The following is an 18,898-nucleotide window of genomic DNA, read 5'->3' on the forward strand; positions in this document are numbered from 1 at the left end:
GGGCCGCTCCCCCCACCTCTCCGCCTGGGTCGGGTCGGGGGGCGCCCGGCGGGGGCGCCGCGGCCGCGCGCGAAAGGCCCCCCCACGCCGCCCCCCCCCCGCCACCCGGTCCGGCAGGACCAACCGCAGGCAGAGCCGGTGGGGCGCGACGGGCTCCGGCCGGGACCGAGGGAGATTGCCCATGCTTGAGGCGGCGGGTCTGACGGCCGTCGAAGAGGCGGTGTACCGCCTGCTGGTCGCGACGACGACCGCGTCCGCCCGCGACCTGGCCGGGCAGAGCGGCCTCCAGCCGCAGCGGGTGGAGGCGGTGCTGGCGGCCCTCACCGGCAAGGGGCTCGCCAGCCCCACCGACAGCGACCCGCCGCAGTACTCGGCCGTTCCGCCGGACGTGGCGCTGCTGCCCCGGCTGCAGCGCCGCACGGACGAACTGGACAAGGCCCGCAGCACCGTCACCGATCTGCTGGACCTCTACCGCAGCACCCGGCGCCGCCAGGACGCCGGGCAGCTGATCGAAGTGATCACCGGCGCCGAGTCGTTGCGGCAGCATCTGCGGCAGATGCAGGACAACGCCCGTCACGAGGTGCTGTGGTTCTGCAAGGCCCAGTACGTCGCCATGCCGTCGGGCAGCAACCGGGCCGAGTACGACGCGCTGGCCCGCGGGGTGCGCTACCGCGTGCTGTACGAGCAGGCGTTCTTCGACGACGACAACGCCATCGGCAACGTGATCGAGGGCGTCCAGGCCGGGGAGATCGCCCGCAGCGTGCCGCATCTGCCGCTGCGGCTGGCCGTCGCCGACCGGGCGATAGCCATCTGTCCGCTGGTGCCCGGCGGCCCGCAGGGCTCCCCGGGCGAGCCGACCGCCGCCCTGGTGCGCGGCAGCAGTCTCCTGGAGGCGCTCATCTCGCTCTTCGAGCGCTACTGGGAGACCGCGGTCCCGCTCAGTCTCGGCGCGGCGGGCACCCTGTCGGACGCGCGGGCCGCGCAGTCGGGCGACCCGCTCTCCGAGACCGACCGCCGGCTCCTGTCGCTCCTGGTGGCGGGCATCGCCGACAAGGCCATCGCCAGCCAGATGGGGCTGAGCCGCCGGACCGTGCAACGCCACATCCAGCACATGATGACGCTCGCCGGCGCCACCACCCGGATGCAGCTCGCCTGGCAGGCGGCCCGCCGCGGCTGGCTCTGATCGCCTCGGCGGCCGCTAGCACCGCTGTCGCTTCCAGGGTCCGGTGATCGCGAGCATGATGCCCGGGGTCTGGATGTCGGCGTACGGGGTCCTGCCGTCGGGGGCACCCCAAGCACCGCCCGGGAGCCGGCTGGGCCGCCGGTCATCCCCCGTGCTGCGACCGCGCCTTGAACGCCGCCTTCCGGGCTTCCTTCGCGACCTTCTTGTCCGGGTGCAGGCGTCCCATCGCCTCCAGGACGTCGGCGGTGTCCGGGTGTTCGACGCGCCAGGCCTCGGCGAAGAAGCCTTCGTGCTGCCGGGCCAGCCCCTCGACCAGGGCCTGCAGTTCCTCCGAGTTGCCTTCGGCGGCGAGCTGGGCGGCGACCGTGTCGATGGTCAGCCAGAAGATCATGTCCGGCGACGGCGCCGGTACGTCCGCGGCACCGCGTTCGGCCAGCCAGACCCTGGCCAGGCCGCCGAGTTCGGGGTCGCCGAGGACGTCGCGGAGCGCCGGTTCGGCCTCGATGCCGACCAGCGAGAGCGCCTGCTGGCAGCGCAGCCTGCGCAGCGGGGCGCCCGCGTCACCGCCCCGTGCGGCGGCCAGCAACTCCCGTGCGGCGGCGAGGGGTTCACGACGGTCCAGCCACTGCTCGGTCTCGGCCTGCGCGGCGCCCTGCGGAAACGCGGCCATGCCGTCGAGCAGGGCGTCCGCGCCCTTGTCGGCGAGTTCCCCGACGGCCGGCGCGTCGAATCCGGCCTCCAGCAGCCGCGCCCGCAGCCCGAACGCGCCGAGCGGGGTGAGCCGCACCATGCCGTACCGGCTCACGTCGCTCTCGTCGACCGGTCCGGCGGCGGGCTCCTCCTCGGCGTCGGCCATGAGCGCCTCGTCGACCGGCTGGTAGGCGACGAGGCCGACCGGCTCCAGCATCCGGAACTGGTCGTCGAGCCGCATCATCGCGTCGGAGACCTGTTCCAGCACGTCGTTGGTGGGCTCCCCCATGTCGCTGGGGACGATCATCGACGCGGCCAGCGCCGGCAGCGGCACCGGCGCCTCGCCGGGGCCGCCGTCGCTCACGGTCAGCAGGTACAGGTTGCCGAGGACGCCGTCGAGGAATTCCGCCTCGGCCTCGGGGTCCCAGCCGAGTGACGAGAAATCGACCTCGCCGCCCTCGCCGAGCGCGTCGACAATTCCGTCCAGGTCGGGCACGCTCGCGTCGCCGATCACGGTCTCCAGCGCCGCCAGCCACAGAGCGAGGACGTCGTGCGGCGAGCCCCCGGTGAGCAGCGCCAGCTCCTCGCCCGCCGCGACCGTCCCGGCGTCCTCGTCCACGATCTCGACGAGCCCGGTGTCCAGGGCGACCCGCCAGGCCTCGGCGGCGTACGCGGGCGCGTCGTCCCCGGTGAGTCCGAGCAGTTCCGCGGCGGCCGGGAGCTGTTCCTCGGCCAGCCCGCCACCTGCGTCGACGCGGGTGGCGGGGCCGGCCCAGCGGGCGAGCCGGGCGGCCCGGGACAGCAGCGGCGTGGCCAGCGCGGCGCGTGCCAGCTCCGCTTCGGGACGCAACCGCACCGGCGGCAGGGGGGAGCTGTCTGACATCGGGTGGTTCTCCTCGGACGCCTCTTCGGTCGTACGACGACGGGCACGCCGTACGCCGGCCGTACGGTCGTCGGGATGCCGTACGCCTCAGCCGCTCAGCCTAGACGGATTTCCACCCATGCCGCCCGGTTCATCTCCCCGCCGGGTCGCGTACATGGCCGAAACCTTGACAACTCCCCCGCGCAGGCACGAGATTGACGCGCGTAGAAGGCAGGGGGGACAAGTGTTCACTCGCTTTCTACGCGTGTCATGCCCATCTCATGACGCATCCTCGTCCCGGCACCGTTCATGTCCCCGGAGGGATTTCCTTGCCGAGCAGGTCTTCCGCGCGCCTCGCCGCGCTCACCGTCGCCGCCGTCTGCAGCGCGGCGTCCACCGTCGCCCTCACCTCGCCGGCCCAGGCCGACGGGCTGCGCATCCACGACGTCCAGGGCGCCACCCGCATCTCGCCGTACGCCGGGCAGAAGGTGACGGACGTCCCCGGCATCGTCACGGCCACGCGCACCTACGGCTCCTCGCGGGGGTTCTGGCTCCAGGACCCGACGCCGGACGCCGACCCGGCCACCAGCGAGGGCGTCTTCGTCTTCACCAGCTCCACCCCGAAGGTCGCGGTCGGCGACTCCGTCACGGTCACCGGCACGGTCTCCGAGTACGTCCCGGGCGGCGCCGCCTCCGGCAACCAGTCGGTGACCGAGATCACCAAGCCGACGGTCACCACGGTCTCCACCGGCAACCCGGTCCCGGCGCCGGTCGTGGTCGACCGCAAGTCGGTCCCGGACGCGTACACCCCGGCGGGCGACACCGCCGCCGCCGGCTCGATCAACGGGCTGACGCTCCGGCCCAAGAAGTACGCCCTGGACTACTACGAGTCCCTGGAGGGCATGAACGTCGAGGTCCGCGACACCCGCGTGATCACCGCCACCGACCCGTACGCCGAGCTGTGGGTCACGGTGAAGCCGCACGAGAACCGCACCGTCCGCGGCGGCTCGCTGTACCGCTCCTACCGCGACCAGAACACCGGCCGCCTCCAGATCCAGTCCCTGGGCGCCACGGCCGACTTCCCGGTGGCGAACGTCGGCGACACACTGGCCGGGGCCACCACCGGCCCGATGGACTACAACCAGTTCGGCGGCTACACCCTCGTCGCGAGCCGGCTGGGCGCCCTGGAGAGCGGCGGCCTGCGGCGCGAGACGACGAAGAAGCAGTCGAAGAACGAGCTGGCCGTCGCGACGTACAACGTCGAGAACCTCGACCCCTCCGACGGCACCTTCGCCGCACACGCCGCCGCGATCGTGAACAACCTCCAGTCGCCCGACATCGTGTCCCTGGAGGAGATCCAGGACAACAACGGCGCGACGGACGACGGCACGGTCGCCGCCGACGTGACGGTGAACAAGCTGATCGACGCGATCGTCGCGGCCGGCGGCCCGAGGTACGACTGGCGTTCCATCAACCCGGTCAACGACCAGGACGGCGGCGAGCCCGGCGGCAACATCCGCCAGGTCTTCCTCTTCAACCCCGCGCGGGTGTCCTTCGTCGACCGCGCGGGCGGCGACTCCACCACCGCGGTCGGCGTCACCGAGGCGCACGGCCAGGCGCAGCTGACCGCCTCGCCGGGCCGTGTCGCCCCGGCGGACTCCGCCTGGACGGCGAGCCGCAAGCCGCTGGCCGGCGAGTTCGTCTTCCGCGGCAGGACCGTCTTCGTGATCGCCAACCACCTGAACTCCAAGGGCGGCGACCAGGGTCTGACCGCGCAGTACCAGCCGGTGACGCGCAGCTCGGAGGTCCAGCGCCACGCGCAGGCGACGCTGGTCAACGCGTTCGTCAAGAACATCCTCGACGTCCAGAAGGACGCGAACGTCATCGCGCTCGGCGACATGAACGACTTCGACTTCTCCGGCACCACCAAGATCCTGGAGAGCCACGGCGCGCTCTGGTCGGCGATCCGGTCGCTGCCGACCAAGGAGCGCTACACGTACGACTACCAGGGCAACGAGCAGGTCCTGGACCAGATCCTGATCAGCAAGGAGATCCGCCGCGACGGGGACTTCGCGTACGACAGCGTGCACATCAACTCGGAGTTCCACGACCAGATCAGCGACCACGACCCGCAGGTGCTGCGCTTCCGCCCGTGAGGACGTGAGGGTGGCTCAGGACTGGCCGAACACGCCGTTCAGCCAGTCCTGCCAGGCGCGCTCGTTCGTGGGGGCGTCGGCGTCCGGCGCGAAGTCGTGGATGCTGACGCCCACCGGGGCGCCCCAGTGGTTGCGGCCGAAGAACCGGACCAGGGCGTCGTCGGTCCGCAGTCCGATGAAGTAGGGGTCGCGGTAGTCGACCACCGCCTCCAGGGTCCGCCCGTCCGGGCCCTTCAGACGGGCCTCGGCGCCCGCGGCGAGGCCGTCCGGCAGGCCGAGGGCGCGGCCGACGGCGTCGAAGGCGTCCGGCGCCTGGGATGCCGCGGGTCCGTCGAGCTGCGCGAAGGTGACCGGGCGGGGCGCGAAGTGGACCAGGTACTCGCGCAGGGTGTGCAGATAGAAGTCGGTGTGCCGGCTCGCCCCGTCGTACTGGTTGTCCCAGTCGTCGGTGAAGATCCCGCTGTGCACGTAGCGCACCCAGGCCCGGCGTCCGCCGTCCCGCGCCTCGATGACGTGCTCCAGCCGGTTGACGCTCTGGACCGGGAGCCCGACGTCCTCACTGCGGACGACCAGGTGGTGCGGCGGCTCGTAGGCGGTGACGGTCGAGCCGAAGGCCGCCGCGCCACCCACCCGGGGCTCGGGCGGCTCCATCGGCCACAGGTAGGCGCCGGAGGCGGTGGTGACCGCCTCCCACACCTCCTGGGGCGTGGCGTCGACCTCGAACTCGCGGGCGATCTCGAATTCCTTGGACATGTCGGGGCTCCTGCTGCCTACTGATCCGGTTCGGATGCGGTCCGGTCCGGGATCCCGGACCCTTCCCCGGGCGCCGGGGTGGTCTCGGCCGCCGGAAGGGGGTCCGTCGCCGGGTGGCCGTCGGCCTTGACCGTGGGGTGGAGGGCGACGACGATCCGGTGGTCCCGGCCGTCCTCCGCGTCGGGCGAGTCGTACTTGCGGATGAGCGCGCTCACGCCCGCGGTCAGCTCCTGCACGAACGCCGCGCGGTCGGCGGCCGAGGCGAAGCGCACCTCACCGTCCAGCGCGTAGGTCGCCAGCCGCCTGCGGGCCCTGGCGGCGCCGTTGATCAGCGTGCCGACGTCGCGCACCAGGCGGGCGCCGACCGCCAGCAGCCAGCGCGCGGAGAGCTGGTCGCGGAAGCGGTCCGGGTCGGGCTGCACGGCGGGCAGCGCGGCCGGGGAGATGACGTACGACGCGGCGGTCGCGCGCATCAGGCGCTCGTTGACATTGCCCTTGCGGCGCTCGCCCGCCAGCTCGACGAGGCCGTGCCGCTCCAGCGCCTTGAGGTGGTAGTTCACCTTCTGGCGGGCCAGTCCGACCCGTCCGGCCAGCATCGCGGCCGACGCGGGCGCGGCGGCCAGTTCGGCGAGCAGCCGGGCCCTGGTGGGGTCCAGCGACGCCGCCGCGGCCTCGGGATCCTCGATCACGGTCACGTCCAGCATGGCTCCACCCTCCCACCGAAAACTTTTCCTGTCCAGACGGGTCAGGTTTTCGGCGAGAGGGTGGAGGAGAAGGCTCCGAACGGGGCCTCAGTGGCGCCGCATCCGCCGCAGGGTGCCTGCGGCCACCGCGCCGACGACCGCCAGGGCCGCGCCCGCGATCAGCAGCGGGCGACCGGGCCGACGCGACGTGAACAGGCCGCCGCGCCCGGACCTCGGGAGGTGCTCCTCGGCGACGCGGCCCGCCTCGACGGCCTTCTCGGAGGCCAGATGGCCCGCCCGCTCGGCCTGCTCCTGGACGACGTGTCCGGCCTTCAGCGCCCGCTCCACCAGCACGTGCCGCGCCTTCGTCATCTGTTCCTGGGTGGCGTGACCGCCCTTCACCGCGCGGTCCTGGGCGTGGTGGCCGGCCCGGCCGGCGCCCTCGCGCAGCTGGACGGTCAGTGCGCCCGCCTTGTCCTTGAGGTCGGCGGCGCGGGCCTGGGTGCGTCCCTTGAGGTCGGCCTTCGCCGCCAGGGAGCCCGCCGAGTCGGCGATCTTGGCCCCCGTTCCGTGCGCGGTCCTCTTCGTCATCGCTCCTGCCCCTCCTGGTCGCGTCGGCGTCCGCTCGGGGCGCCCGTGGACGTCCGGGTACCCCGTGGGACGGCGCTCAGGCGGAACGGCCGGCACGGACACCGCCCCACCAGGCCGCCGTCTTAGTGTTGCTAAGGCATACCCCGCAGCAGAATTAAGTGGAGCTAAGCTGTCGTGCCGCCGAGACTACCCCCATGACGCACTCACCGGACAGCGCCCACCCCTCCCGGCCCTTCGGCCGCACCCTGTGTGCGATGGTCACGCCGTTCACCGACGCGGGGACCCTCGACCTCGACGGCGCCCGGCGGCTGGCCGCCCGGCTGGTCACGGACGGCTGCGACGGCCTGGTGCTGAACGGGACCACGGGCGAGTCGCCGACCACCACGGACGCCGAGAAGAGCGAGCTGATCGCGGCCGTCCGGGAGGCGGTGGGCGAGCGGGTGCGGCTCGTGGCGGGCGTCGGCACCGCGGACACCCTGCACACCGCGGACCTCGCGCGCGCGGCGGAGAAGGCGGGCGCGGACGGCGTGCTGGTGGTGTCGCCGTACTACAGCAGGCCGCCGCAGGACGCCCTGGAGGCCCACTTCCTGGAGGTGGCCGACGCGACCGGGCTGCCGGTGATGCTGTACGACATCCCGGGCCGCACCGGCACCCGCATCGAGCCGGAGACCCTGGTCCGGCTCGCCGCGCACCCCTCGATCGTGGCGGTGAAGGACTGCTCCTACGACTTCCTCGGCGCCCAGAAGGTGCTGGCGCGCACGGAACTGGCGTACTACGCGGGCTGCGACGAGCACATCCTCGCCCTGTACGCGGTGGGCGCGGCGGGCTGCGTCAGCACGGTCGCGAACGTGGTGCCGGGCCATGTCGCCGCGATACTCGACGCCTTCGACGCCGGCGACACCGCCATCGCCGCCCGACTCCAGCTGCGGGCGACGCCGTTGATCGAGGCGATGACCGCCGCGGGTCTGCCGGGCACGGTCACCGCGAAGGCACTGCTCACCGCGCTCGGCCGGCCGGGGGGACCGGTGCGGGCCCCGCTGCGGTCCGCCGACCGGGGGACGGCCGACGGACTGCGCGCGCTGCACGAGGAGTTGAGCACCGGCTGATCGGTCCTGCGCGAAGACCGGCTCCCAGCGGCCCAAAGAGCCGTCCCGTCCCTTGAGGAATCCGCTGAGCGGCACCACCTCGTCGCTGCCGACGGTGACCAGGACCAGCCGGGTGCGGAACTCGCTGCCGCCGTCCTTCGCGACGTCCCACGCGACGAGGGACCTGTCGTCGGCCCAGGCGCGGAGCCGCTGCCCGTGCACCTCGGTCTTCTTGCCGGTGGCCGGTTCGACGACCCAGGAGGAGGTCCGCGTCCCGCGGCCCGCGAAGTCCCCGGCGACCAGTCTGCCGTCGGGGGCCGGCCTGGTGCCGCGTGCCGGTCGCCGCCGGTCAGCGGCACGGCCGTCCTCAACAGCGCGGAGGACCGGTTGTCCACGAACTCCCGGGACCTCTCGTCCGCTTCCGCATCCATCGTCACCTTCTCTTCCCCCGGGCCCGCCTCTTGTCCGGCCCTGTGACCGAGGTGACGCGTGCGGAGCCGCCTCACCATGCCTGTCCGGCGCGGTTTTCATCCATCGGTGTCCCACCCGCCCGGCTGCCCTACGTTGTCCCCATGAGCCGCCCCTTGCTGTTCCTGGACGTCGACGGCCCGCTCAACCCCTTTGCCGCGCAGCCCGAGCGGCGTCCCGAGGGGTACACGACGATCCGGGCCGCCGTCCGCCCCGGCAGCCCGCTGCGGGTGTGGCTGAACCCGTCCCACGGCCCGGCGCTGCTCGCCCTCGGCTACGACCTGTGCTGGGCGACCACGTGGACGGCCGAGGCGAACCGCTGGATCGCCCCGGTCGTGGGCCTGCCCGAGCTGCCGTACGTCGACTTCGGCAGCGCGCTGCTGACCGAGCGGCCCGACGGGGTGCACTGGAAGACGGCGGCGATCGTCGCGTACGCCGCTGGACGGTCCTTCGCCTGGGTGGACGACGAGCAGGGCCCGGCGGACAACCGGTACGTCGAGGCCCACCACCCCGGCCCGGCCCTGCTCCACCACGTCAACCCGCGGATCGGGCTGCGCCAGGGCGACTTCACGGCGCTGGCCGAGTTCCGCGACTCCCTGCCACGGGACGGCTGAGCACCCTGCCGCGCCGCTCACGAAGTCGCCCGTTCGGCGGTCGCCCGGATGCGATGCGTGCACGCCTGCGTACGGTCGGTTGCAGGGCCGGGAGGTTCCCGGACCGCCACGTCGGGAGGTTCGTCATGCGCCGTGTCGGCTCGACACTCGCCACGCTCGCCGCCGCCGGAGTGCTCGCGTTCACCGTTCCGGGCTCGGCATTCGCCGCGAACGGGTTCCTGGAGATCGACGGAATCCGACACAGCGCCCCGAGAGGCTGCTACGAGATAGCTCACCTGTCCACGGTCGTCAACTTCGCGGACAAGCCCGCCTTCGTCCACAACGTCCCCGGCTGCGCGAACGGGTTCATCCAGGTCATCCCGCCGGGGCTGGCGGTGCAGGTCCCCGGAACGCACAGCATCTTCGTCGAGTGACCACGACCCACCCGTCCCGCCCCTGACCTCCCGCGGGCCGCACGCGAGCTGGGGCCCTGGTGGAGATGGCCGAGGGCCAGGGACGCGACGAGCGGGTAGGGGAGCTGCTGGCCCCGATGGCCGAGGAGTTCCGGCACGCCCCGGAGCAGCGCGACGACCTGTGGGGTGCCCTTCCCGCACAGGCCCGGGTCCTGGAGCGGTCCGGCCGGGTGGACCAGGCAAAGGGCCGGGTGGACGAGGCGATCGAGGCGGTGGAGCACACGTTCGACGACCGCTACGACGAGAACCTCGGGCGCGCTCCCGGCTCCGCGACGAGAGCCGGGACATGAGTCGATCACCGGAGAGAAGCGGTCACGCTCAGAGAGGCTCCGACGGGGGCGCTCAGACTCGGAGTTGGCGGGGGCGCCGTTCGCGGGTGCCGGCGAGCGGCGGCGTGCGCGGGGTGCTCCCATCCCGTCTGCCATCGACCCAGGCAGAGCCGGGCAGACGCGGCCCAGGGCGTCAAGGTCGTTCGTACAGTGGTGGGGTGAGGAAGGGGGCAAGTGCAGCTCGAGACAGACCCGTACGATGGTCGCCCCAGACCTCGGGGAACGGCTGAGTGGGTGCCCATGCAGGTAGGCAGAGATCTTGTCGCAGGTACTCTCGGGCTCTCCGGTGCGCTACTGGCCGCGCGGGAACTTCAGCGGCAGGCTTCCGGCCGCAGCGGGAAGAAGAGCCTGATCGTGCTTGCGCTTGCCCTCTGCGCGGCGGGTGTCCTGATCAGCCAGGCGTAGCAGCAACTCTGGTCCTGCACCGGCGAGGCGCCCCCTTGTCGAGACTGGGTGCGGCAGCTGACACGGTTGCGTCCATGGAGATGGTGTACGGGAGCGTTCACCTGCGTTCGTCGGTGGCTCGTCATCAGGCCGGGATCGCCACCAGGGGCGCCCTGTCGAGACCGCGGACCTCATCGTGCCCGCCGCCCACGGCGAGATCGTCTACGAGATCCCCGTCGATCGGCGATGGTCCATGGCCCACAGCCCTGCCGCGGCCGACGGGTTCGCTGCTTCCCTCCGTGGGTGCTGACGGCCCCCGGGGCAGGCGGACATCCCGTCCGGAGGAAGCACGCGAGCGCCCTCCCCCGGGCCGTCCTCGGGCCGTGGAAGGGCGCTCAGCGGTGACCAACGTCGACAACCGCCGACAGCTCGGCAGCAGGTCGGAGCGATGACCGGTCGGGCGGCCGCAGGTCACGGCCGCCACACGTCAGTTGTGGCTGTGCAGGATCTCGTTCAGGCCGTCCCAGACCGCGTTGTTCGGGCGGGCCTCCACGGCGCCGGTGACCGAGTTGCGGCGGAAGAGGATGTGGGAGGCGCCGCTCAGGTCGCGGGCCTTGACGATCTGGCCGTCGGGCATCGTGACCCGGGTGCCCGCGGTGACGTAGAGCCCGGCCTCGACCACGCACTCGTCGCCGAGGGCGATGCCGACGCCCGCCTCGGCACCGATCAGGCAGCGCTCGCCGATGGCGATGATCACGTTGCCGCCGCCGGACAGCGTGCCCATGGTGGAGGCGCCGCCGCCGATGTCCGAGCCGTTGCCGACCACGACGCCGGCGGAGATGCGGCCCTCGACCATCGAGGTGCCCAGCGTGCCGGCGTTGAAGTTGACGAAGCCCTCGTGCATGACGGTCGTACCCTCGGAGAGGTGCGCGCCGAGGCGGACCCGGTCGGCGTCGGCGATGCGCACGCCCGTGGGGACGACGTAGTCCGTCATCCGCGGGAACTTGTCGATCGAGGTCACCTGGAGGTGCAGGCCCTCGGCGCGGGCGTTCAGCCGGACCTGTTCGATCTCGTCGACCGCGACCGGGCCGAGGGAGGTCCAGGCGACGTTGGCGAGGAAGCCGAACTGGCCTTCCAGGCTCAGCCCGTGCGGCTTGACCAGGCGGTGGGAGAGCAGGTGCAGGCGGAGGTAGACGTCGTGCGCGTCGATCGGCTTCTCGTCGATCGAGGCGATGACCGTGCGGACCGCGACGACCTCGACGTTGCGGCGGGGGTCCGGGCCGATCGCCTTGGCCGCGCCCTCGCCGAGGAGTTCCACGGCCTGCTCGGCGGAGAGCGTCTCGGTGCCGGCCGGGCCGGGCTCGGCGACCAGCGCGGGGGCCGGGAACCAGGTGTCGAGAACGGTGCCGTCGGCGGCGATGGTGGCGAGGCCGGCGGCCACGGCGCCGGTGGGACGAAGAGCAGTCGTGTCGGTCATGAGGGCAACCTAACCGGCCGGGGGCCGGGGAGGCGAACCAGCGTGCGGGGCGTCTCGGCAGCCGGGCCGTGAAGATCGTCCGGGCGGCCCGCGACTCCCCCGCGGTGCGGGCCGTCCGGGATCCGGCGGTGGTGTCAGGGCCGCTCGCCGGGCTTGTCCACCACCGCCGTCGTGATCAATTCCTCGCGACGAGCAGCAGCACGTGCCGGTCGCCCGCCGCCAGCGCGGCGAGGGCGCCGGCGAGCGGGCCCTGTGCGTCGATCCGGTGGTCCGTGTGCTCGACCCAGGTCTCGCTCCAGGAGGCGGCGACGGGGTCGTGGCCGGTGCGGGCCAGCGCTCTGAGGGCCCGCACCTCGGTCCGGCGCTGCTTGCCGATCAGGTTGCCCGCGATGCCGTAGAGCCACGGGCGCGCGTCGGGGCGGCTGAGGTCGTTGCGGGAGCGGATCCGGAAGGCGGTCAGGAAGGTGTCCGCGGTGATGTCGTCGGCGGCGCCGTCGCCGAGCCTGCGTGCCGCGTACCGGTGGATGTCGGGCGCGTGACGGTGTAGAGCCGGGCGAGGAGTTCTGGTCTTTCCAGTGACTGGGCGACGGTCTCGGCGTCGCCCTCCGCCTGTGCCGTGGCCGGCGGCGGTCCGCTCACGAGGGACCCCCCTGATTCGTCGGTGCGTGTGCGTCACCCTTGTTGCCCGACGGCCGCCGGAAGGTTCACGGGGCCTCGGCCGGCTTTCCCGGAGGGGGTGGCGGACGCGTTCCGCTCAGGGAATCACCCGCCCCAGCACCTCCCGCGCGTACCCCTCGTCGTACGGCGTCCCGGTCAGGAGCACCTGGAGGCAGATCCCGTCCACCAGCGCGACCAGGGCCCGCGCCGTGACCGGGTCGGTGCGCCGTGCCAGCCGTGCGGCGAGGTCGTCGGCCCATTCGGCGGCGACCGGGCGCAGGGCGGGGCGGCGCAGCGCGGCGAGGTAGAGCTCGTACTCCAGCTCGACGGCGGTACGGTCGCCGCTCAGCCAGTCACCGAGTATCCGGGCGAGGGCGGTGGCGAGGTCCGTGCCGGGGTCGTCCAGGCCGCCGTGGGAGGCGACGACCTTGGCGAAGCCCTCGTTGGCCTGCCGCAGCGCGGCGACCATCAGCTCGTCGAGGGTCGTGAAGTGGTACGTCGTCGAGCCGAGCGGCACGTCCGCCGCGGCGGCGACGGAGCGGTGCGAGAGGCCGGCGAGCCCCTTCTCCCCGACCACCAGGATCGCCGCCTCGATGATCCGCTGTCTGCGGTCGGGGTCGTACCGGCGTGCCATCAGTGCGCGCCCCCCAGGTTCAGGACCACCACTCCGCCGATGATGAGCACGATCCCCGCGACCTTGGCCAGGCTCAGTCCCTCGCCGAACAGCAGGAGTCCGAGCACGGCGACGGCCGCGGTGCCGGCTCCGGACCAGATCGCGTACGCCGTGCCGATCGACACGGTCTTCAGCGTCGAGGCCAGGAGCAGGAACGACAGCACGTAGCCGAGTGCCGTCACGAGCGAGGGCCCGAGCCTGCTGAACCCCTCGCTGTACTTCAGCGCCGTCGTCGCGGCGACCTCGGCGGCTATGGCGCCGGCGAGCGTCAGGTATCCCATGCGGACGAGTGTACGCACCGTTGTGTACGGCCGTACACAACGAGCGCGCCACGACGCGCGCCGTGTGTCCGGATCCGAACTCTCCCCGCACCGGCCGGAGATGACCGGCTCGGGGTGTGCGGCCTCGATAGAAACCGCTCACTGAAACCACTCCCCGCGGCCGCGCGGCTCCACTAGTGTGTGCACCCCGGTGATCCACCGCTGCTTCACACGTCCCCCACGTCACCCTCACACCCCCGGCCGCCGCTGCCCTGGCGCCGCTGGAGGAACGACCGCATGCCACGAACCACCCCCCAACCCCCGCCGCGCCCCTCCTGGGAGAACGGCTGGGCCCCCGACACCTCACGGACGCCCGGCACCCGGAGACTCTGGCTGGCCGGGACGCTGGCGCTGGCCACCGTCGTCGCCTGCGTCACCGCGATAACCGCCGGCCACGGCGGCTCCGACCGGGCGGCGGCTCCGCAGCCCACCGGCGCGGCTCTGGACCACGGCCCCGGCCTGCTCTCCTTCGCCTCCCCGGCGACGACGGGACCCGCCGGCCCCGGCAAGGACGAGTCCGGCCCGCCGACGGCGTCCACGCACCCGTCCGGCTCCCCCGCTGCCTCCGCCTCGGCCGCCGCGCCCGGCACCACCGCCCCGAGGACGTCGCCGTCCGCCACGAGGCCCGCCACGTCCGCTCCCCCGGACAGCGGTCCCGGCGGCGGCGCGACACCGCGGTCGCCTCTGCACCGGTCGGTCCGCTCGGTCAACTACCCGGACCGCTACTGGCATGTGAGCGGCGGTTACGTGAGGCTCGACGCGCCCGCCGGCCCCGAGTCCCGCGGGGACTCCACCTTCACCGTGGTCGACGGCCTCGCGGACGGCTCCTGCTACTCGTTCCGGACGGCCGACGGGCGGTACCTGCGCCACCGCGACTTCGTGCTGCGCGCCGACCGCGGTGACGGCTCGTCCCTGTTCCGGCGGGACGCCACCTTCTGCGCCCGGCCCTCGGCCTACCCCGGCGCGGTCGCGCTGGAGTCGGTGAACTATCCCGGCCGCTTCCTGCGCCACCAGAACTTCCAGCTGAAACTGGTCTCCTATCAGAACAGCGACCTCTACCGGGCGGACTCGGCGTTCAGACTGACCGCCCCGCTGGCCTGAGCACGCCAGAGCGGCGGCACCGGTTCGGTGCCGCCGCTCCCGTCCACGCGGAGATCAGACGTTGAACCCGAGCGCCCTCAGCTGCTCGCGGCCGTCGTCGGTGATCTTGTCCGGGCCCCACGGGGGCATCCAGACCCAGTTGATGCGCAGCTCGTTGACGAGGCCGTCCGTGGCGGACTTGGCCTGGTCCTCGATGACGTCCGTCAGCGGGCAGGCCGCCGACGTCAGGGTCATGTCGATCGTCGCGATGTTCGCGTCGTCGATGTGGATGCCGTAGATCAGGCCCAGGTTGACCACGTCGATGCCCAGCTCGGGGTCGACGACGTCGTACAGGGCCTCGCGGAGTTCCTCCTCGGAGGCCGGCTTCATCTCAACGGTCTCGCTCATGCCGTCTTCCTTTCGGCGTCGGCCGCGCCGTCCAGCGCCTGGGCCGTCGCGTCCTTCCACGCCATCCAGCTCAGGAGGGCGCACTTGACCCGGGCCGGGTACTTGGAGACACCGGCGAACGCGACCGCGTCCTCCAGCACCTCCTCCATCGAGTCGTCGGGTTCGAGCTTGCCCTTGGACTGCATCAGCTCCAGGAAGGTCTCCTGGATCCGCTGCGCGTCGGACAGCTCCTTGCCGACCAGCAGGTCGTTCAGTACGGAGGCGCTCGCCTGGCTGATCGAGCAGCCCTGGCCCTCGTACGAGACGTCCTGGATCGTCGTGCCGTCGTACTTCACGCGGAGGGTGATCTCGTCGCCGCACGTCGGGTTCACATGGTGCACCTCGGCGTCGCCATCCCTGAGACCACGCCCGTGCGGGTGCTTGTAGTGGTCCAGGATGACTTCCTGGTACATCGAGTCCAGCTTCACGGTCTCAGTTCACGCCCTTCAGCCGAAGAAGTTCCGTACGTGCTCCAGCCCCTCGACCAGTGCGTCGATCTCGGCCGGCGTGGAGTACAGATAGAACGACGCTCGCGTGGTCGCAGGAATTCCGTACCGCAGGCAGACGGGACGCGCGCAGTGGTGGCCGACCCGGACCGCGATGCCCTGCTCGTCGAGGACCTGGCCCACGTCGTGCGGGTGGATGTCCCCGAGGGTGAAGGAGATCGCGGCGCCCCGGTCCTCGGCCGTGGTGGGGCCGATGATCCGCAGATCGGGGACCTCGGTGAGCCGGCGGACCGCGTAGTCGGTCAGCGCGTGCTCATGGGCGAGGATCTTGTCCATGCCGATGGCGTTCAGGTAGTCGATGGCCGCGCCGAGACCGACCGCCTGGGCGATCGGCGGGGTGCCCGCCTCGAACTTGTGCGGAGCGGGGGCGTAGGTCGACGAGTGCATCGACACGGTCTCGATCATCTCGCCGCCGCCGAGGAACGGGGGCAGGTCCTCCAGCAGCTCCTGGCGGCCCCACAGGACGCCGATGCCGGTCGGACCGCACATCTTGTGGCCGGTGAAGGCGACGAAGTCGGCCTGCAGCGCCTGTACGTCCAGCGGCATGTGCGGCGCCGCCTGGGACGCGTCGATGCAGACCAGCGCGCCGACCTCCTGGGCGCGGCGGATTATCGCCTCGACCGGGTTGACGGTGCCCAGGATGTTCGACACCAGCACGAAGGAGACGATCTTCGTCTTCTCGGTGATGATCTCGTCGATGTTGGACAGGTCGAGGCGGCCGTCGTCGGTGAGGCCGAACCACTTCAGCTTCGCGCCCGTGCGCTGCGCGAGCAGCTGCCACGGCACGATGTTGGAGTGGTGCTCCATCTCCGTGATGACGATCTCGGTCTCGTGGTCCACCCGGTAGGGCTCGTCGGCCCAGCCGAGCATGTTCGCCACGAGGTTCAGCGACTCGGAGGCGTTCTTGGTGAAGATCACCTCGTCGCGGCTGGGCGCGTTGATGAACTCGGCGACCTTGTCGCGCGCACCCTCGTACAGCGCCGTGGCCTCCTCGGCGAGCACATGCACACCGCGGTGGACGTTGGCGTTGTAGCGCTCGTAGTACTCGCTCAGGGCGTCCAGTACCTGGCGCGGCTTCTGCGAGGTCGCCGCGTTGTCCAGGTAGACGAGCTTCCGGTCGTCGTGGACCAGCCGGTCCAGGACGGGGAAGTCCTTGCGGATCGCCTCGGTGTCGAGGAGGCCCGGCAGCTGTGTCACGCGGATGCGCCGCCCTTCGTGTATGCCTCGTAGCCCTCGTCCTCCAGCTTGTCGGCGAGCTCGGCACCGCCGGACTCGACGATCCGGCCGCCGGAGAAGACGTGGACGTGATCGGGCTTGATGTAGCGCAGGATGCGCGTGTAGTGCGTGATCAGCAGGGTGCCGACCTCGCCGGTCTCCCGGACGCGGTTGACGCCCTCGGAGACGATGCGAAGGGCGTCGACGTCCAGACCCGAGTCCGTCTCGTCGAGAATCGCGATCTTCGGCTTGAGCAGTTCGAGCTGGAGGATCTCGTGGCGCTTCTTCTCGCCGCCGGAGAAGCCCTCGTTGACGTTGCGCTCGGCGAAGGACTGGTCCATGTGGAGGCGCTCCATGGCCTCCTTGACCTCCTTCACCCAGGTGCGCAGCTTGGGGGCCTCGCCGCGGATGGCGGTCGCGGAGGTGCGCAGGAAGTTGGAGACCGAGACGCCGGGGACCTCCACCGGGTACTGCATCGCCAGGAAGAGGCCGGCGCGGGCACGCTCGTCGACGGACATCTCCAGGACGTTCTCGCCGTCGAGGGTGACGGTGCCGCCGGTGATCGTGTACTTCGGGTGACCCGCGAGCGAGTAGGCGAGGGTCGACTTGCCGGAGCCGTTGGGGCCCATGATGGCGTGCGTCTCGCCCTGCTTCACGGTGAGGTCGACGCCCTTGAGGATCTCCTTCGTGGCGTTGTCGGCCTCGACGGTGACGTGCAGGTCTCGGATTTCAAGCGTTGCCATGGATAGCCTCAGGACTCCGGGGTCAGGGAGACGAGCACGTCGTCCCCTTCGATCTTTACGGGGTAAACGGGGACGGGGCGGGTGGCCGGGAGGCCGGACGGCTTGCCGGTGCGCAGGTCGAAGCTGGAGCCGTGCAGCCAGCACTCGATCTGGCAGTCCTCCACCTCGCCCTCGGAGAGCGAGACGTTGGCGTGGGAGCAGATGTCGTGGATCGCGAACACCTCTCCCTCGGTGCGGACGACCGAGACCGGCGTGCCGTCGAGCTCGACCCGCTTGGGGGTGTCGTCCTCCAGCTCGCTCAGGCCGCAGGCGCGTACGAACGCTGTCGGGGCCGTCATGCGACCGAGGCCTCCAGCTCCTCGTCGATCCTGGCGAGCAGCCGCTCCTGGATGTCGGGGACACCGATCTGCTGGACCAGCTCGGCGAAGAAGCCACGGACCACCAGGCGGCGGGCCTCGTGCTCCGGGATGCCGCGGGCCATCAGGTAGAAGAGCTGCTCGTCGTCGAAACGGCCGGTGGCGGAGGCGTGGCCGGCGCCGACGATCTCGCCGGTCTCGATCTCCAGGTTCGGCACCGAGTCGACCCGCGCGCCGTCCGTGAGGACCAGGTTGCGGTTCATCTCGTAGGTGTCGGTGCCCTCGGCCTTGGCCTCGATGAGGACGTCGCCGATCCACACCGCGTGCGCCGCCTCGCCCTGCAGCGCGCCCTTGTAGACGACGTTGGACTTGCAGTGCGGGGCGTCGTGGTCGACCAGCAGGCGGTGCTCCTGGTGCTGGCCGGCGTCGGTGAAGTAGAGGCCGAGCAGCTCGGCCTCGCCGCCGGTGCCCGCGTACGAGACCCGCGGGTGCAGGCGGACGACGTCGCCGCCGAAGGTGACGACGACCGACTTGAAGGAGGCGTCCCGGCCGACCAGCGCGTTGTGCTGGGCCGCGTGCACGGCGGTGGCGTCCCAGTCCTGGACGGAGACGACGGTGAGCTTGGCACCGTCGCCGACGACGAACTCGACGTTGGCGGCGGTCACGACGTCACCGGTGTGGTCCACGACGACGACGGCCTCGGCGAAGGCACCCAGCTCGACGATCTGGTGACCGTAGGCGACCCCGCCCTGGCCCTGCACGCTGATGCGGATGGGCTCGGTGAGCACCGTGTCCTTGGGTACGGTGACCACGCCGGCCTGCTCGAAGGCCGAGTACGCCTGGGCGGCGACCCGGTCCACCGGGGTGCCGGCGCGGCCGAGCCGCGGGTCGTCACGCCCGACCAGCTCGACGACGACGCCCTCGGGGGCGTCCACGTCGATCTTCAAGCTGTCGCCGGTCGCGACCGCGGTGCCGTCGTGCAGCCCGCGCAGGCGCTCCAGCGGGGTGAACCGCCATTCCTCCTCGCGGCCGTGCGGGACCGGGAAGTCCGCGACGTCGAAGGACGGGGGCGCGCTCATGCGCGTGGCGACGGTCGACTCGGCGGCCACCGCGATGGCGCCGGCGGTGGTGGAGCCCACCGGGGAGTTCTGAGCCTCAGCCATGGCTGTCGTAG

At 72.0% G+C, this 18,898-nt stretch carries 20 protein-coding genes and 3 pseudogenes; 8 read left to right on the forward strand and 15 right to left on the reverse strand.

Annotated elements, in window-relative coordinates; translation table 11 throughout:
- Window positions 1–181: 181 nt before the first annotated feature.
- Window positions 182–1,183 carry a helix-turn-helix domain-containing protein gene (locus ACIRQ9_RS38685; protein ID WP_404184959.1) on the forward strand — a complete coding sequence of 334 codons (1,002 nt, stop codon included), beginning with the start codon at window positions 182–184 and terminating at the stop codon, window positions 1,181–1,183.
- A gap of 142 nt (window positions 1,184–1,325) precedes the next feature.
- Here ACIRQ9_RS38685 and ACIRQ9_RS38690 read toward each other — a convergent pair whose 3' ends face one another.
- A complete protein-coding gene (locus ACIRQ9_RS38690; protein WP_404184962.1) occupies window positions 1,326–2,756 on the reverse strand; it encodes a hypothetical protein in 1,431 nt (476 codons plus the stop codon).
- A 308-nt stretch (window positions 2,757–3,064) separates the two neighbouring features.
- On the opposite strand from ACIRQ9_RS38690, the gene ACIRQ9_RS38695 reads away from it, so the two are divergent.
- Entirely contained in the window at window positions 3,065–4,891 is a 1,827-nt protein-coding gene (locus ACIRQ9_RS38695) for an endonuclease/exonuclease/phosphatase family protein (RefSeq protein WP_404184965.1), read from the forward strand.
- 15 nt (window positions 4,892–4,906) lie between these two features.
- On the opposite strand, the gene ACIRQ9_RS38700 is transcribed toward ACIRQ9_RS38695, so the two are convergent.
- The 3 genes from ACIRQ9_RS38700 to ACIRQ9_RS38710 form a co-directional block, all read right to left on the reverse strand.
- Window positions 4,907–5,644, reverse strand: a complete 738-nt coding sequence (locus ACIRQ9_RS38700) for an SRPBCC domain-containing protein (protein WP_404184968.1) — start codon at window positions 5,642–5,644, stop codon at window positions 4,907–4,909.
- A 17-nt stretch (window positions 5,645–5,661) separates the two neighbouring features.
- On the reverse strand, window positions 5,662–6,348 hold the full coding sequence (locus tag ACIRQ9_RS38705; RefSeq protein WP_404184971.1) for a helix-turn-helix domain-containing protein: 687 nt from the start codon (window positions 6,346–6,348) through the stop codon (window positions 5,662–5,664).
- 87 nt (window positions 6,349–6,435) lie between these two features.
- The gene (locus ACIRQ9_RS38710) at window positions 6,436–6,918 is read right to left on the reverse strand and encodes a hypothetical protein (RefSeq protein WP_404184974.1); all 483 of its coding nucleotides are present in this window, start codon (window positions 6,916–6,918) and stop codon (window positions 6,436–6,438) included.
- Between the two features lie 194 nt (window positions 6,919–7,112).
- Here ACIRQ9_RS38710 and dapA point away from each other — a divergent pair, with 194 nt between their 5' ends.
- The gene (gene dapA, locus ACIRQ9_RS38715) at window positions 7,113–8,024 is read left to right on the forward strand and encodes a 4-hydroxy-tetrahydrodipicolinate synthase (protein ID WP_404184977.1); all 912 of its coding nucleotides are present in this window, start codon (window positions 7,113–7,115) and stop codon (window positions 8,022–8,024) included.
- Between the two features lie 305 nt (window positions 8,025–8,329).
- On the opposite strand, the pseudogene ACIRQ9_RS38720 reads toward dapA, so the two are convergent.
- Window positions 8,330–8,434: pseudogene (locus ACIRQ9_RS38720) on the reverse strand (SigE family RNA polymerase sigma factor); the annotation flags it as partial.
- A 141-nt stretch (window positions 8,435–8,575) separates the two neighbouring features.
- Here ACIRQ9_RS38720 and ACIRQ9_RS38725 point away from each other — a divergent pair.
- The 4 genes and pseudogenes from ACIRQ9_RS38725 to ACIRQ9_RS38740 form a co-directional block, all read left to right on the forward strand.
- Entirely contained in the window at window positions 8,576–9,085 is a 510-nt protein-coding gene (locus ACIRQ9_RS38725) for a hypothetical protein (protein ID WP_404184980.1), read from the forward strand.
- A 125-nt stretch (window positions 9,086–9,210) separates the two neighbouring features.
- Window positions 9,211–9,498, forward strand: coding sequence for a hypothetical protein (locus ACIRQ9_RS38730; RefSeq protein WP_404184983.1), 288 nt, complete (start codon window positions 9,211–9,213; stop codon window positions 9,496–9,498).
- Between the two features lie 65 nt (window positions 9,499–9,563).
- On the forward strand, window positions 9,564–9,827 hold the full coding sequence (locus ACIRQ9_RS38735; RefSeq protein WP_404184986.1) for a hypothetical protein: 264 nt from the start codon (window positions 9,564–9,566) through the stop codon (window positions 9,825–9,827).
- Between the two features lie 586 nt (window positions 9,828–10,413).
- Window positions 10,414–10,494, forward strand: a pseudogene (locus ACIRQ9_RS38740) (GntR family transcriptional regulator); the annotation flags it as partial.
- A 243-nt stretch (window positions 10,495–10,737) separates the two neighbouring features.
- On the opposite strand, the gene dapD reads toward ACIRQ9_RS38740, so the two are convergent.
- The 4 genes and pseudogenes from dapD to ACIRQ9_RS38760 form a co-directional block, all read right to left on the reverse strand.
- Window positions 10,738–11,727: a 2,3,4,5-tetrahydropyridine-2,6-dicarboxylate N-succinyltransferase gene (gene dapD / locus ACIRQ9_RS38745; protein ID WP_404184993.1), complete on the reverse strand. Its 990-nt coding sequence runs from the start codon at window positions 11,725–11,727 to the stop codon at window positions 10,738–10,740.
- 184 nt (window positions 11,728–11,911) lie between these two features.
- Window positions 11,912–12,366 (reverse strand): annotated as a pseudogene (locus ACIRQ9_RS38750) (RNA polymerase sigma factor); the annotation flags it as partial.
- A gap of 115 nt (window positions 12,367–12,481) precedes the next feature.
- Window positions 12,482–13,018, reverse strand: coding sequence for a TetR/AcrR family transcriptional regulator (locus tag ACIRQ9_RS38755; protein WP_404184996.1), 537 nt, complete (start codon window positions 13,016–13,018; stop codon window positions 12,482–12,484).
- Complete coding sequence (locus tag ACIRQ9_RS38760; RefSeq protein WP_404184999.1) at window positions 13,018–13,338, reverse strand: DMT family transporter; 321 nt, start codon at window positions 13,336–13,338, stop codon at window positions 13,018–13,020. Before ACIRQ9_RS38760 ends, ACIRQ9_RS38755 begins: the two co-directional genes overlap by 1 nt.
- Window positions 13,339–13,614: 276 nt before the next feature.
- On the opposite strand from ACIRQ9_RS38760, the gene ACIRQ9_RS38765 reads away from it, so the two are divergent.
- Complete coding sequence (locus tag ACIRQ9_RS38765) at window positions 13,615–14,478, forward strand: AbfB domain-containing protein (protein WP_404185002.1); 864 nt, start codon at window positions 13,615–13,617, stop codon at window positions 14,476–14,478.
- 54 nt (window positions 14,479–14,532) lie between these two features.
- Here ACIRQ9_RS38765 and ACIRQ9_RS38770 read toward each other — a convergent pair whose 3' ends face one another.
- The 6 genes from ACIRQ9_RS38770 to sufD are packed head-to-tail and all read right to left on the reverse strand — an operon-like array spanning window position 14,533 to window position 18,887.
- Window positions 14,533–14,865: a metal-sulfur cluster assembly factor gene (locus ACIRQ9_RS38770; RefSeq protein ID WP_037743875.1), complete on the reverse strand. Its 333-nt coding sequence runs from the start codon at window positions 14,863–14,865 to the stop codon at window positions 14,533–14,535.
- A complete protein-coding gene (gene sufU / locus ACIRQ9_RS38775; RefSeq protein WP_404185005.1) occupies window positions 14,862–15,332 on the reverse strand; it encodes a Fe-S cluster assembly sulfur transfer protein SufU in 471 nt (156 codons plus the stop codon). Before sufU ends, ACIRQ9_RS38770 begins: the two co-directional genes overlap by 4 nt.
- 18 nt (window positions 15,333–15,350) lie before the next feature.
- Complete coding sequence (locus tag ACIRQ9_RS38780; protein WP_404185008.1) at window positions 15,351–16,607, reverse strand: cysteine desulfurase; 1,257 nt, start codon at window positions 16,605–16,607, stop codon at window positions 15,351–15,353.
- Window positions 16,604–17,368 (reverse strand): Fe-S cluster assembly ATPase SufC, encoded by a 765-nt coding sequence (gene sufC / locus ACIRQ9_RS38785; RefSeq protein WP_404185012.1) that lies wholly within the window; start codon window positions 17,366–17,368, stop codon window positions 16,604–16,606. Before sufC ends, ACIRQ9_RS38780 begins: the two co-directional genes overlap by 4 nt.
- 8 nt (window positions 17,369–17,376) lie before the next feature.
- Entirely contained in the window at window positions 17,377–17,706 is a 330-nt protein-coding gene (locus tag ACIRQ9_RS38790) for a non-heme iron oxygenase ferredoxin subunit (RefSeq protein ID WP_404185015.1), read from the reverse strand.
- Window positions 17,703–18,887, reverse strand: a complete 1,185-nt coding sequence (sufD, locus tag ACIRQ9_RS38795) for a Fe-S cluster assembly protein SufD (protein ID WP_404185018.1) — start codon at window positions 18,885–18,887, stop codon at window positions 17,703–17,705. Before sufD ends, ACIRQ9_RS38790 begins: the two co-directional genes overlap by 4 nt.
- Window positions 18,888–18,898: the final 11 nt, after the last annotated feature.

It is taken from the genome of Streptomyces sp. NPDC101237 (assembly GCF_044767465.1).
GTDB lineage: Bacteria > Actinomycetota > Actinomycetes > Streptomycetales > Streptomycetaceae > Streptomyces > Streptomyces gramineus.

Coding starts and splice junctions, on each gene's coding strand:
- ACIRQ9_RS38790 (WP_404185015.1), bottom strand. CDS start 17,706: ATGACGGCCCCGACAGCGTTCGTACGCGCCTGCGGCCTGAGCGAGCTG.
- sufD (WP_404185018.1), bottom strand. CDS start 18,887: ATGGCTGAGGCTCAGAACTCCCCGGTGGGCTCCACCACCGCCGGCGCC.
- sufC (WP_404185012.1), bottom strand. CDS start 17,368: ATGGCAACGCTTGAAATCCGAGACCTGCACGTCACCGTCGAGGCCGAC.
- ACIRQ9_RS38710 (WP_404184974.1), bottom strand. CDS start 6,918: ATGACGAAGAGGACCGCGCACGGAACGGGGGCCAAGATCGCCGACTCG.
- dapA (WP_404184977.1), top strand. CDS start 7,113: ATGACGCACTCACCGGACAGCGCCCACCCCTCCCGGCCCTTCGGCCGC.
- ACIRQ9_RS38725 (WP_404184980.1), top strand. CDS start 8,576: ATGAGCCGCCCCTTGCTGTTCCTGGACGTCGACGGCCCGCTCAACCCC.
- ACIRQ9_RS38735 (WP_404184986.1), top strand. CDS start 9,564: ATGGCCGAGGGCCAGGGACGCGACGAGCGGGTAGGGGAGCTGCTGGCC.
- ACIRQ9_RS38705 (WP_404184971.1), bottom strand. CDS start 6,348: ATGCTGGACGTGACCGTGATCGAGGATCCCGAGGCCGCGGCGGCGTCG.
- ACIRQ9_RS38700 (WP_404184968.1), bottom strand. CDS start 5,644: ATGTCCAAGGAATTCGAGATCGCCCGCGAGTTCGAGGTCGACGCCACG.
- ACIRQ9_RS38765 (WP_404185002.1), top strand. CDS start 13,615: ATGCCACGAACCACCCCCCAACCCCCGCCGCGCCCCTCCTGGGAGAAC.
- ACIRQ9_RS38760 (WP_404184999.1), bottom strand. CDS start 13,338: ATGGGATACCTGACGCTCGCCGGCGCCATAGCCGCCGAGGTCGCCGCG.
- ACIRQ9_RS38770 (WP_037743875.1), bottom strand. CDS start 14,865: ATGAGCGAGACCGTTGAGATGAAGCCGGCCTCCGAGGAGGAACTCCGC.
- ACIRQ9_RS38755 (WP_404184996.1), bottom strand. CDS start 13,018: ATGGCACGCCGGTACGACCCCGACCGCAGACAGCGGATCATCGAGGCG.
- ACIRQ9_RS38685 (WP_404184959.1), top strand. CDS start 182: ATGCTTGAGGCGGCGGGTCTGACGGCCGTCGAAGAGGCGGTGTACCGC.
- ACIRQ9_RS38690 (WP_404184962.1), bottom strand. CDS start 2,756: ATGTCAGACAGCTCCCCCCTGCCGCCGGTGCGGTTGCGTCCCGAAGCG.
- dapD (WP_404184993.1), bottom strand. CDS start 11,727: ATGACCGACACGACTGCTCTTCGTCCCACCGGCGCCGTGGCCGCCGGC.
- ACIRQ9_RS38730 (WP_404184983.1), top strand. CDS start 9,211: ATGCGCCGTGTCGGCTCGACACTCGCCACGCTCGCCGCCGCCGGAGTG.